Annotated in this window: 10 protein-coding genes and 1 pseudogene; 2 read left to right on the forward strand and 9 right to left on the reverse strand. The window is 29.7% G+C overall.

The window, feature by feature from the left end:
- Positions 1-228 (reverse strand): annotated as a pseudogene (locus AS157_RS01905) (hypothetical protein); the annotation flags it as partial.
- A 138-nt stretch (positions 229-366) separates the two neighbouring features.
- On the opposite strand from AS157_RS01905, the gene AS157_RS01910 reads away from it, so the two are divergent.
- Complete coding sequence (locus AS157_RS01910) at positions 367-621, forward strand: acyl carrier protein (RefSeq protein WP_077289894.1); 255 nt, start codon at positions 367-369, stop codon at positions 619-621.
- Between the two features lies 1 nt (position 622).
- Positions 623-1,504, forward strand: coding sequence for a damage-control phosphatase ARMT1 family protein (locus tag AS157_RS01915; protein WP_077289893.1), 882 nt, complete (start codon positions 623-625; stop codon positions 1,502-1,504).
- On the opposite strand, the gene AS157_RS01920 is transcribed toward AS157_RS01915, so the two are convergent.
- Genes AS157_RS01920 through AS157_RS01955 form a run of 8 tightly spaced genes read right to left on the reverse strand, consistent with a single transcriptional unit; the run spans position 1,473 to position 13,018 of the window.
- Positions 1,473-2,261: a type I phosphomannose isomerase catalytic subunit gene (locus AS157_RS01920; protein ID WP_077289892.1), complete on the reverse strand. Its 789-nt coding sequence runs from the start codon at positions 2,259-2,261 to the stop codon at positions 1,473-1,475. The two genes, AS157_RS01915 and AS157_RS01920, sit on opposite strands and share 32 nt — an antisense overlap.
- Complete coding sequence (locus AS157_RS01925; RefSeq protein WP_077289891.1) at positions 2,258-3,628, reverse strand: flagellar assembly protein A; 1,371 nt, start codon at positions 3,626-3,628, stop codon at positions 2,258-2,260. The genes AS157_RS01920 and AS157_RS01925 overlap by 4 nt, the downstream gene beginning before the upstream one ends.
- A 13-nt stretch (positions 3,629-3,641) precedes the next feature.
- The gene (locus AS157_RS01930) at positions 3,642-4,940 is read right to left on the reverse strand and encodes an S-layer homology domain-containing protein (RefSeq protein ID WP_077289890.1); all 1,299 of its coding nucleotides are present in this window, start codon (positions 4,938-4,940) and stop codon (positions 3,642-3,644) included.
- Positions 4,941-6,317 (reverse strand): PEGA domain-containing protein, encoded by a 1,377-nt coding sequence (locus tag AS157_RS01935; RefSeq protein WP_077289889.1) that lies wholly within the window; start codon positions 6,315-6,317, stop codon positions 4,941-4,943. It abuts the gene before it with no gap.
- Positions 6,318-6,322: 5 nt separating this feature from the next.
- Positions 6,323-6,745 carry a MarR family winged helix-turn-helix transcriptional regulator gene (locus tag AS157_RS01940; RefSeq protein ID WP_077289888.1) on the reverse strand — a complete coding sequence of 141 codons (423 nt, stop codon included), beginning with the start codon at positions 6,743-6,745 and terminating at the stop codon, positions 6,323-6,325.
- Between the two features lie 4 nt (positions 6,746-6,749).
- Entirely contained in the window at positions 6,750-8,090 is a 1,341-nt protein-coding gene (locus AS157_RS01945; protein WP_077288002.1) for an aminopeptidase, read from the reverse strand.
- Between the two features lie 13 nt (positions 8,091-8,103).
- Entirely contained in the window at positions 8,104-8,997 is an 894-nt protein-coding gene (murB, locus tag AS157_RS01950; RefSeq protein WP_143609956.1) for a UDP-N-acetylmuramate dehydrogenase, read from the reverse strand.
- Positions 8,972-13,018, reverse strand: a complete 4,047-nt coding sequence (locus tag AS157_RS01955; protein WP_214494950.1) for a GGDEF domain-containing protein — start codon at positions 13,016-13,018, stop codon at positions 8,972-8,974. The genes murB and AS157_RS01955 overlap by 26 nt, the downstream gene beginning before the upstream one ends.
- Between the last annotated feature and the right edge of the window lie 20 nt (positions 13,019-13,038).

Genomic DNA, 13,038 nt, shown 5'->3' on the forward strand with positions numbered 1-13,038 from the left:
AAAATCTCTAAGAGATGGAACTCTCTTAAAGTATAATGCACCCATTTCTAATGTCTCTCTAAACGAAAGAGCAAACAGTTCTTTTAAAACTGCTAAGGAAAGAATTAGTGCGTCTGGGTATTTCTTAGGTCTACCTTTGGAGGTAGATTTTTGAGGAAGTTGTGGTAAAATATTGTTGTAAAATTTTTTAACAAGTTTGAGTATTTTCTTTATGTTAGTTCTTCTCATATCAGGGGAGATTATATCATCTCCCCTTTTATTTTTGAACCACTTCCTCTTATTTTTGAAACACTCCCTAATATACTTGACAAGTTAAAAAAATTGTGTTTAATCTTTAATGTAATCAATCTGCTAAGGAGGGATAAAATGAAGAGAGAAGAACTTTTAAGACAAGTAAGTAAAATTTTAGCCGAAAAGCTTGACGTTCCCATTGAAGATATAGATGAATCTTCTAATATAATCGACGATCTGGGTGCAGATTCACTCGACGTAGTCGACCTTGTAATGATTTTAGAAGATGAGTATGGAGTAAAGATAGAAGACGATGAACTTGAAAGAATTGCCACAATCGAAGATCTTTTAAATATTCTTGAACCTAAATTAAAAGATAGAGAGAATTAATATGAAATCAATCAGTAAGTGTTTAACTTGCCATGTCGAGCAAGCACAAAGGATACTTGATAAATTTGTTTCTTCAGAACAAGAAAAATTTGAATTTCTAAAAGAAATTCTAAAAGAGCTCTCCAAAACAAGGTTTGGATTAAAGCCTATCGAAATTGCGGAAATTTTATACAAAAAACTTGAAGAGTTATTAGATAAAGAAGATTTATACAAAACAGAAAAGGAAAAGTCAAATAAAATTGCGCTATCCTTGTACGAAAATTTTAAGTTTAAAGTACTTGATTGTACGGATCCTTTGTACGAAGCAGCAAAGCTTGCTGTAGCTGGAAATTTAATCGACTTTGGTGCTTTAAGTAACTCTCCCGAGGAACTATTTGATAGAATTAACGAAATTTGGCAACAACCATTCTCGATTGATGATTTCGAACTCTTTAAAAGTAATATCTCAAATTCCAATACATTGCTTTATATCGCTGATAATACAGGGGAAATAGTTTTTGATATGTTATTTATTGAAATTTTAAAAAAATTTTATCCCAAATTAAATATTTCAATTGCACTAAAAGGACATCCTATTATTAACGATGCAACTGTTGAGGACGGTTATGCCATTGGGTTAGATAAATTTGCTACATTAATAAATACCGAATTAAAAACGGCAGGAACCTGTCTAGAAAAATCCTCACAGTTGTTTAGGGAAGCATTTTTTATGCACGATATTGTAATTGCAAAAGGACAAGGAAACTTTGAAGGTTTGTCTGAAGTTTCCAGAAAAAACCTTTATTTTGCACTTGTTGCAAAATGCCAAGTTATATCCGATTACATAGGAGTAGAAAAAGGCTCTAAAATATTTATGAATTCAAAAAGAATTCACCAAGTCTGATTACTATAGAATCATATATATCTTCTTTGAAGCCTCTTGGAATTATTGAGGCTCCAAAGTTTTTATCTATTTTTTTTGGCACAACTATACTAAATCCATTTATTTTACAATTCTTAACTACATCCATTTTAAAATATTTTGTATCAATCCTATCAAAAAATAAATCTTTAAATTTAACAGATTTTGCAACTTCTAAAGCTTTTTTTAAATGCGTCTCTCTAGGTCTACCCCAATCGTATATTCTATATGTAAGGTCTGATGATTGTTGAACTTCAATCACCGTTGAGTTAGGGCCAAGTGCATGGATTACACCTGCTGGGATGTTAACAAAAGTTCCTTTTTTTACTTTTAAAATTTTTAAAATGCCCTGCCAATTTCCTTCTTTTACGGCTCTTGGTATAAGTGATGGTTCTTCACAAATTGCTATTTCTCCATCACTTAAAAAATACCACGCTTCATTTTTTCCCCAAGGTTCATCTTCCACCATCTTTGCATATTCATCGTCGGGATGAACTTGAAGAGAAAGCCAATCAGAAGTGGAAATAAGTTTTACCAAAAGTGGGAATCTTTCAAATTTTTCTCCACACAAACTCTCTGAAATCTCATTAATATCTTTTCCATCTACTAACGTTGTAAAAAGTGGATGCCCGGAAACTAACCAAATTTCACCAATTTTTCCTTCTTTTATTCCAAAGATCTCATTTATCTTTTTATTTCCCCAAATCTGGTTTCTAAATTGCGGTCTAACTTTTATCATTCACTATAACCTCCTACAACTACTTTTCCTTCTGAAAGTTTCAAAATAACCTTAGGCATTCCTTTATTAATATAATACTTTATTCCTTGTATAGAAACTTCTACACCTGGATGTACAATCCTTTTTATAACTATCCTAGCATTTACCTTAGTTTTGTTTATTTTTTCTTCTATTTCATGAAACCTTTTTGTGTTTTTTTCAAGTTGCTCTTTGATTACCATCAAAGTATTAGAGGTCTTCAAAAACAATTTCTTTTTATCTTCAGGTATTTTTACACCTTTTTCCTTTAGTATTTTATACTGCTTTAATATTTGCAGTAATTTTTCTGCATTTTGTTTATCAAGCATTATTTGAGTTTTTAATAAATTTCTTTCTTCGATAAGTTCAGGTGAAATTCCCACCTCAAGATGTGTAGGAGTTGCAATTTCTGAACCTGCTTCTTCAACTACAATTTCAAATTCAGCTACATAATCTCCTCCAACTATTACCCCTTTCCCATTTTCTGAAGTAATTGATTTTCTAGCCTTTATTTTACAATTGCTCAATTGCTCGTTAAAGACAACCACTCCAGCTTCAATAGTGGCATTTTCCGCAAATTTTATCTTCAAAGTACCTTTACATTTTACAATACCTTTTTCACGTCCTTTAATACCTGTTGCAGTAATATTCCCTTCTAATGAAATTACAGTAGCTGCTTCAATTAATCCTCCAACTTCAATATCTCCTTTGGCCCTTATAACAAATCCAGATTTAACATCTCCTTTAACTATAACAGTTCCTGGAAAATCAATATTTCCAACGGAATAGTCCACATTACCATCTATTTCCAAAGTCTCTTCAACGTCTATAAAATTCGTATCATTGTCTACTTTTAAAATTCCATCAACTTTTGCATATATTTCATTATCAATTTTTTCAACATTTTTCCCTAACTTAAGCTCAATTTCTTTTCCATTTCTTCCAAAAACAGTTTCTCCTAAAACGTTCATCCCATCTTCTCCTTTAGTAGGAGGAAAGATCGTAGCTATTTTTTGACCTTTCTTAACAATAATCCTTCTGTGTGTTGGAAATTCCCTAAAATCCACTTTATCACTTTTATTTTCCACACCTTTTTCGAAATCTACAAATTCTATACTTCCATCTAATCCAATACCAGCTGGTTTTCCAAAGGCAACTTTTATAGGTACATTAAATTCTGGATTTTCACATATTCTATTTATTACATCAGTATCAATTCCAAAAACTACCCCATTTTCCTTTAATGCATCCATTATATCTTTTTGATTAACTTTTTCATTATCTGAAGTTTCTTCAAGTATAACACTAGCACTCATTTTATCTTCAGAAATCTTCACATTTATTAACATAAATCCCCCCCTCTTACTTTGTAAATACCACTACCAATGATAAAACGGAAATAATCACAGAAACAATGGAAACAATTTGAAGAGTATTAATTTTATTTTCCGCTTCTAGGATCTTATCCGTCATTACGTTTAAAACTTTTTCAGATTCACCTTTGTATTTTTTTAAGTCTTCCACATCATTGGAAATCTTTGAAATATTGTCTAAAGCAATTTTTTTATTTTCTATTTCAGATAATTTCGCCTCAAATTCTTTAATTTTCTGGTCATATACATCAAATTTCCCGAAAGAATCCTCCAAATTTTGTACCCTTACTTCCAATTGTTGGTACCTATTTTCAATAATTCCAAATTTATTTACCACATTTCTAACCGTTAAAATATCTATACCTTCCAACCTTTGTCTTAAAGTATCTAAATCACCAGAAAAAGATTTCAAATCAGATAACATAGCGTATAATTCATTAATTTTTGATTCCATTTCCGAAATCTTGGATAGTTTTTCAAAATCGCTAGGTTTTAAATCTCCTAATTTATTATACAAATCTTCAATAGCCGTTATTTTTTTTGAAAGCTGCGAAACCATTAGATTCAAATTAGTTACATCAGAAGGTATATTCCCCAATTGCTCGTTTAATTTTGAAAACTTTGCTAAATTTCTCGCCTGTTCTTCTAAAAAATTAGTCTTTAACTCATCTAGTTCGTTATTCAAAATATTTACTTTTTTTTCAAGTTCTCCAATTTTTTCAATAGATGCAATTTTTTCATCAAACTTTTTTATCTGAGTATTGAATATTTCAGATATCATAGAAATTTGTGCAGAAAGTGTGTTTAAATCTTCCTTTTTTGCATATTCTTTATCTAAATTATTTAACTTTTCATAAATTTTTTTAATTGCTCCTTCGGATAAAACAGTTTCAGATGCTTTTTTTACAAAACGTTCTATCTCTTCAAACCTCACTTTTGTTTCGGAAAAAGAATTTTCAAGTAGCGACACCCTTTTATCTACTCCATTTAAAGCTGCTTTATATGTTTTTAAATCTTCGTTAATATTCAAAAGAACATTTTCTAATTCAGATAACTTATCCAAACTGTATTTTTGTATAACGGTATACAATATTTTCGCAATATCAAGTCTTGTAATAAGCAATGAAGGTTTAAAATTACCATTAATATCTAATTCCATTATTTGGTTTCTAACCAAAAATTCAACTGCAGAATATTCTGGCACAATTGGAGACAAATCCGTTATAGTTATCTCAGCAGAAAACGCTATACTGAAAAATAATATTAAACCTAATACTAATTTTTTCATTTAATCCCCTCCAAACACCTCATTTAATATACCATTTTGAATTATCACTTTATTTTCAGACACAATAATACCTTCTTTTTGAAATCTAAACCTATGCATCCCCTTTGGCAAAACCAAAAAATAAATGGGAGTCCTACCAATAAACTTATCATCAACATAAACATCTAATTTATCCTTAGAATAGACATTTACTACACAATGTTCTTCATCATCAATAATCAAGTTATTTACAACTGTAAAATTTGTAGAATCATCATCTGAAATAAAGGTTAAAATCTCACCAAATCTTGCATTTATAATCGCTGGAGAGTTATACCTTATCCCTTTATATTCTATTGCACCCTCTCTACCTAAAATTATACTATAACTCTCTGGCATCTTTTCAATAGATCCATCTGTAAAACCATACCACTCTCTGTTTTTTCCTACTATCTTTGTAAAATACAACCTTTTTGCGACAAAAAGATTAGATGCTTTTATACCGTCAAGAAATACCAATAAATTTTCGTTTATTTTTGAAATTACATTTCTCTTCAAGTTATAAACATAAGTATTATTTCCAGACTTTAAATTTATTTTCTTTTTTAACTCCTTATAACCTTCGCTTCTAATTGTAATTTCATAATCTCCTGGCATTGCTTTAAAATTTGCCGGGCTTACCTTTGAAATGCTGTTAAAAATAATTTCGGCATTTTCTGGAAAACCATAAACGTAAAGCTTGGAAAATTTCGTCTCATCTACGTTAAACTCATATTCTTCTGCATTTGGAACATCTATTTCTTGTTTCAATTTAACAAATTCGGGATCTAGTAATTCTAAAACATATTTTCCAGGTAAAATTTCCAATTCTGTAGGAATAGTTAAATATTTTCCATTAAAAATCACATTTAACTTTTCAGAAGCATTAATCCTCAATTTGACAAATCTTTTAAGTTTTACATTTATTTTCTCAATTTTTGAAACTCCCACATGCAAATTTAAAGTTTTCGAAATAAACCCTTCCTTTTCCAAGTGAATTTCCAAAAAACCAGCCGGAACTTCAAAAACAGAAGGTGATAAACCGTAAAATTTACCGTTGATATAAACCTTGACATTTTCAGGATCTGTGGTTATTTCAACGTAAGAAGGCAATGATAATGAAACGTTTAAAGTGCTTTCTGTTGAAACCAGTGTTTCATATATTGAATAACCGGGTTTAACAATCTTTAATTTTCCTGGATAAGTCAAATTGGAAATCTTTAAAACACCATTTAACGGAACAACATCAATTAATTTATCATTCCAATACACCATTGCACTTGGCTCAGTTATAATTACCAACTCAGAAAAAAACATACTTGTAAAAAGTAAAATCAAAATAACAAAAGTTTTTCTCATAACTATCACCTGTAATCTTTCATTGATTCATTCAATTTCACCAAAAGAACAATAAGCTGTTTCTTGGACTTATCATCAAAATCCTCTATTACTTTTTCCACAAATTCTATCCTTTTTAAAATAACCTTATCAATTACCGCTTTACCTTTTTCTGTTAAGTCCACAGTAATAACCCTTTTATCATCATTTTTTCTCTTTCTTTCTGCAAAACCTTCAGCTTCCAATCTTGAGACTAAACCTGTAGTTGTACTTTTAGCTATTCCTAACATTTTACTTAAATCTGTCATTGTTTTTTCACCGGTAAAATAAAGCTTTTGCATCAAATCAAATTGCGCGGGAGTTATAGGAAAATCCTTTAATACTTCTCTTCCTTTTATTTTAATTCTAAAACAAATCTCCCTCAAAAGATTTTCAACATTTTTCGACACAATTTCACCTCTTTGAAACCAATTCTTTGTACGCTAGATATGTTTCAAATAAATCAATCTTTGACACAATTTCATACGGTGAATGCATACTTAATAATCCTGGACCCATATCAATAACATTAAAACCTTCTTGAGCCAAAAATTTTGCAACTGTTCCTCCACCACCTACTCCAATTCTTCCCAAAGTTCCAACTTGCCACCTTATTTTCGCACTGTTTAATACTCTTCTTACGTGCAACAATGTTTCCGCATGTGCTTCACTTGCACCAGCTTTACCGCGTACTCCAGTATACTTTACTACAACAACTCCATTCCCAATCTTTGGAGCGTTGAATTTATCATGTACGTCTTTAAAGTTAGGATTTATTAATGCAGCAACATCTGCAGAAACAACAAAAGAATTTTCAAATAATTCATCTAATGCAAATTCTACATCGCTTTCTCCCTTGGCTTTTAAAATACTTCTAAAAAATTTCTTGTAAAATCTTGCTTTGGCACCTGCATTACCCTCACTTCCAATTTCTTCCCTATCAAATAAAATAACCGCTGCAGATTTTTCCAATTTTTTTGCGTCAATCAATGCCATAATAGCTTGATATGAACAAATTCTATCATCTTGCCCATATGCCGCAATCATGCTTCTATCAAATCCCACTTCTCTTGACTTAATTGCAGGAACAACTTCAATATCAGCGCTTACAAAATCTTCTTCCTCAATATCGTACTTTTCCTTTAAAATCTTTAATATATTTTTCTTTATTGCATCTTTCTCAGAGCCATCTAAAGGAATAGATCCAACGATTAAATTCATTTTTTCTCCCTGAAATTTTTCACTTACTTTTTTATCTTCCTTATCTAAATGTGGTAATAAGTCAGCAAATAAAAACACAGGATCTTCTTCACTTAAACCTATATTTATATCAATTTTTGTACCATCTAATTTATAAACCACTCCAACAAGTGCTAAAGGAATATTGTACCATTGGTAAAGCTTTACTCCACCATAATAATGTGTCTTTAACATTGCAATAGATTCGTCCTCAAATAATGGATTAGGTTTAAGATCAAAACGCGGCGCATCAATATGAGCAGCTATAATGTTAAATCCATCTCTTGGTTCACCGACAATTCTTGCGGCAACCAAAGACTTGTTTGCATTGATATAGTATATTTTTTCTTCATTTCCAGTATATTTTTCCAATGGTATAAATCCATTTTTAAGAAGCATTTTTTCAAAAAATTCCACCGCAAGTCTTTCGGTTACAGCAGTATCTATAAATTCTCTATAACTTTTTCCAAAACTTTCTACCTCGTTAATGTCCCTCAATTTCCAAAGATTTTTCATAACTTTTCCTCCTTTACCAAATTTCTATTTCAGTTTCCAAATTAACTTTATATGCTTCATAAACTTTATTTTTTACGTGATTAATAATATCTTTTACATCTTTTGATGTTGCATTGTTGTAATTTATTATAAATCCTGCATGTTTCTCAGATATCATAGCTCCTCCTATCTTAAAACCTTTCAATCCAATTTTTTCTATAGCGCTACCAACATAAAAGTTCTCCTTTGGTCTTTTAAATACACTACCTGCGCTTGGGAACTCTAATGGTTGCTTTTCAACTCTTTTTTTTATAATATTGTTCATTTCCAAAAATATTTTTTGCTTATCTCCTTCAAATATTTTAAATCCCACTCTCAAAATAAATAATCCTTTATTTTTTTTGAAAATACTATTTCTGTATGAAAAATCCAATTCTGATTTACTTAATCTTCTGATCTTATTTCCATCATATACATCAACAAATTCAACCAAATTTGCTGTTTCCCAACCAAAAGCTCCTGCATTCATATATACAGCTCCACCAACACTTCCCGGTATCCCATATGCTTTTTCAAATCCAGAAAAACCATGTTGTAATGCATAAAGACACAATCTCTTTAAATTCAAACCACTTTCACATACCAGCAAATCTTTTTCAAAAATAATCCCCGTCAAATTTTCTGTGGAAAGAACGTTATAATCCATAAACTCATCTTTGGGTAAAACATTAGTACCATTTCCAAGAATTCTAACATTACCTTTAAATAGTTCTACTGTTTTAACAAATGATTCCAATGAATAAGGAACTACAAATAACCTAACTGGCCCACCTATTCTAAAACTTACATGGCATTTTAATTTTTCATTGGTATATACATCATTTCCCAATTCCAATAATATATTAATTATTTTCTTTAAATACTTCAAATACTACCACCCTATTTCTTCCTAAATCTTTTGCCTTATACAATGCATCATCGGCATAACCAACAAGCTCGTCAGAAGTATTTACTTCCACTTCAGGATAGCACGCTACCCCAAAACTCATCGTTATTTTAAATGGAAATTTATCAATCAATTCAATTTCACTTCTCAATCTCTCTGCAATCTGTTCAGCCTCTTTGGAAGAAGTATTTGAAAGCAAAATTATAAATTCTTCACCACCATATCTTCCAACTATATCATTTTTATGTCGTAACCCACCTTTTAAGATATGAGCCACTTCCTTTAGAACTTTATCCCCTACTAAATGTCCATATTTATCATTTATCTGTTTGAAGTAATCCAAATCACACATTATTATAGACATTTTTTCTCTAAATTTTTTGGCTCTTATAAAATATTGATCTATCTTTTCTGCAAAATAATATCTTGTATATAGTTTTGTTAAAGGATCTAAAAGACTTCTAATTCTTAATATAGATGACTTAAGTGCTGTAACAAAACCATATTCTACAATCTTTAATAAATCTAAGATATATAATAATTCCTCGTCACTAATCCTCAAATTTTTATTTGAAATGTATATATAATATTCTAAGTATTTATCTATCCTATCTGAAATTCTAATTCTCAATGGTGACTTTTTTATAAAATCTTCTTTTAACATATCATCTTTTAATATATCATCTGTGTTAGAAAATTCAAACTTTTCCTCAATTTGCCTATCTTCAACATAAATAACAACTTCATTGACAGGTAATATTTGAATAATTTTACTTGCAAAATAATTTATGATATTTTGCGGTTCTTCTATTTCTTCAATAGCTTTTAGTTCTTCTAAAATCTCCAATGCAAAATTAGACTTAAAAAAATAATCTTTCAATCCCTTAGAAATATTTTGCCTTTGAAGCATATCGGAAATATTTTGCCCTTTTTTGAGATAAGAATTTATACCTGCACTTTCGTTTTTCTCCAAAATTCTCACGTAATTTTCCAACCCAATTTCTCTATACAATGAATATGCTTTTGAAATATACAGGCTATACCTATAACTCTTTCCTAAAACCTTGTAATATTTAGCAAATCCTTCATACAAAAGCGCCAATGACAATTTCAAATCCTGACTTGCATAATCTTTTTCAAAAAATCTTAATTGTTCAAAGAAACCTTCAGGATCAACTTTGGCTATTTTCTCTCCAAATAACGAGAAAATTTCCTCCCTCCACAAAAATACATTTGAATCTTTATACTCATCCCAAACTCTTTTAAATTTACCTTCATCTGTTGCAAGACTTAATTCAACAAAATAGTTAAATCCCCATTCCAAAAATGACTTTTCATTTTTATGTTCTTCGTATAGTGCTCTTGCAAGTTCAACTTTTCCAGTAAAAATATATAACACAAACAAAGATTTAAGATAAGAATCACTAGTTTCAAACTTTTGTGAAATCTTATTTATTATCATCAAATCTTTGTACCCTTCTTCAAATTCTCTATTGTAGATATGATATAATACTTCCAATTTATAAGTCTCAGCAAGTTCATAATCCATATTTTTTAATTTAATTATTTTCCTTAATCTTGAAAGTTCCATAAAAAACTCTCTAATATTTCCTATATATAGCATTGTATAAATCTTATTTATCTTGGAAACTATGGAAAGATTAGTCAATCCAACCTTCTCAGAATAATAAATAGATTTATCAAACAATTGTCTTAATATGACAAAATTACCAATGTTAAACGATTTATTGTTATATATCGTAGGTAAAAAGTGGTATAATTCCTTTTCTTTTGCTATCATCTCTGCTGTATTATAAAAATAATCCGAAGAAAGATTATCTCTACGAGATAAGAGATTCCCCAATAAAATAAGAGCCCTTATTTTTAAATCCATGACAAATTTCGAATCTACGTCTTTAATTGATGAGATTTCTTTTAAAACAGAAATATCTATTTTATCGTATAATCCTAAATTATAAAGTGCCGAATAATATAACAATATCCTCCTATAAGTCCCTATCTTTCCAAATCCTTGTAATTTTTCTTTATTTTCCTCAAAAAATTCCACAATTTCTCTATTTTTTTGATTAACAAATTTTGCAGCCATCCTCCAATACAAAAAGATTTCCTTATCTGAAACTTCAAAGTTAATCTTTTTAAATGTACGGTAATATACTTCTATTTTAAATCTAATCAAAGAATACAAAATCTTTCCCGAGGCAAGATCTTCCACTTCAGAAATCATTTTAAGTAATATGTTAGGTGAATAGTATTTTTCAAGTCCCCTTCTTATTGCTTTTAGGTAAAAAATTACGGCTTTTCTTTCCTCTCCTAACATTTTAAAATGCCACGCCACTTTTTGGTAAACTCCAAAAAAATCAAACTTCAAATACTCACAGATAAGTTTTTGATGAATTTCTTTTTTTCTTTCCGCCTGAGAATACAACTTCTGCCAATATTGTTTCAGTGTAAATCTCCAAATAGAATACTCTCTATACAAAATTCCCTTTTTTTCAGATAACTCTATAATTTTCGAAAAATCTTTATTTAATATTTTCTCAAGTAATTTTATTTCTTCTACAGTAAACTTCTGTCCCAAAACAGATAAACACCTCAAAGAATATACATCTTTTGCATTTAGCGTAGATAGAACATCAAAAATATTTTCAAAACTAAAATTTTCTAGTCTTTCAAAATCGCAAATCCAACAATTTTTTTCTATATCTCTTCTTAATATTTTTTTCTCAACAAGGGAACCCAAAACTTCAACTAAGATTCCAGGAAGTCCACTACTTACCTTATGCAAAAAATCAACCAAAATATCTAACTTCTCAATTTTCCCAAATGATTTTTCCACTAATTCTCTTACCTTTTCTACACTAAAAGGATTCAACGTTATTACTTTTTCAAAATCTTCAAATTTTTCCGTCGAAAAAGCTACAATCTTATGATTTCCAGAAAAACTCAACTTAGATAATTCTTTCAAAAAAACTTTAAAATTATCGAATTTTTCTTGATAATCATCAACTAATATTATAATCTGATCAAATTCTTCCATTACACTTCCAACTAAGGGTACAAGCGTATCTACTTTCCCGCCATTTTTTATAATATCACTGATCTCACTCAGTACATTTTCTGAACCTTTATCTGCTGCCAATTGCAAAAGTTGCAATCCAAATTGTTTAATATTATTTGCACGGATAACATTTTTCCCTTCCACCATAAACCTGTCTTGCAATATATTAATTAAGGTGGTTTTACCCATTCTTTGTTCTCCTACTACTCCAATAAATCTTTCAGGATAATCTACAACTTTTAAAATAACATCAAGTTCAGGTCTTTGGATAGTAGGAACAACAAAATTCATTTCCAAGAAACTCTTATAAACACTGGGCATTCCAAAATGAAAATTTCTTTTGGTAACATCCTCACTTACCATTTCTTTTATTACTTTATTTATCTCGGCATTTTCCAAGTTTAGTTTTTCTAAAAATTTTCCAATAACGTAAACCGTAGATTTTTCAACAATTTGCTGTTTTTTCAAAAATTCAGGTGCAACAAAAACTCTGTCTTTTATCTCAGGAACCATGTTTCTGGATAACCAAATTGGTGGCTGTACAACAAAAGTATTTTCCTGTAACAAAATATCGTCAACAGAAAAAATTGGAAAAAATAAATTTGGTATATGATAAATTTCTTGAAGCAAATTTAGCAAAATCAAAAAAAGCGCTCTCTTAGAGCTTAAAGAGAGATTTTCAATTTCAACGGGTTGCTCATTGTTATATGCAAAATACAAAACTACTTTTTCATTTTCTATTTCGTATCTTTCAGGCTTTAAAAAAACCATTACATAATTTAACAAACTCAAATAGTTGGAAAATTCCATAAAATTCCCAACTAAATCTTTGTCTATAACTTTCATTCTTTTTATATTTCCTTCTTCTTCAATAATATATTCCTCTCCATTATAAGTCTTTCTAAAAAATTTCAAAATTTTCATATATTTCCCCCTTGGAAATT

It is taken from the genome of Thermosipho sp. 1244 (assembly GCF_018588215.1).
GTDB classification, from domain to species: domain Bacteria; phylum Thermotogota; class Thermotogae; order Thermotogales; family Fervidobacteriaceae; genus Thermosipho; species Thermosipho affectus.

Excerpts from the sequence above, each read along its gene's own strand:
- AS157_RS01955 (WP_214494950.1), bottom strand. The coding sequence starts at position 13,018 with ATGAAAATTTTGAAATTTTTTAGAAAGACTTATAATGGAGAGGAATAT.
- AS157_RS01935 (WP_077289889.1), bottom strand. The coding sequence starts at position 6,317 with ATGAGAAAAACTTTTGTTATTTTGATTTTACTTTTTACAAGTATGTTT.
- AS157_RS01945 (WP_077288002.1), bottom strand. The coding sequence starts at position 8,090 with ATGAAAAATCTTTGGAAATTGAGGGACATTAACGAGGTAGAAAGTTTT.
- AS157_RS01915 (WP_077289893.1), top strand. The coding sequence starts at position 623 with ATGAAATCAATCAGTAAGTGTTTAACTTGCCATGTCGAGCAAGCACAA.
- AS157_RS01910 (WP_077289894.1), top strand. The coding sequence starts at position 367 with ATGAAGAGAGAAGAACTTTTAAGACAAGTAAGTAAAATTTTAGCCGAA.
- AS157_RS01925 (WP_077289891.1), bottom strand. The coding sequence starts at position 3,628 with ATGTTAATAAATGTGAAGATTTCTGAAGATAAAATGAGTGCTAGTGTT.
- AS157_RS01920 (WP_077289892.1), bottom strand. The coding sequence starts at position 2,261 with ATGATAAAAGTTAGACCGCAATTTAGAAACCAGATTTGGGGAAATAAA.
- AS157_RS01930 (WP_077289890.1), bottom strand. The coding sequence starts at position 4,940 with ATGAAAAAATTAGTATTAGGTTTAATATTATTTTTCAGTATAGCGTTT.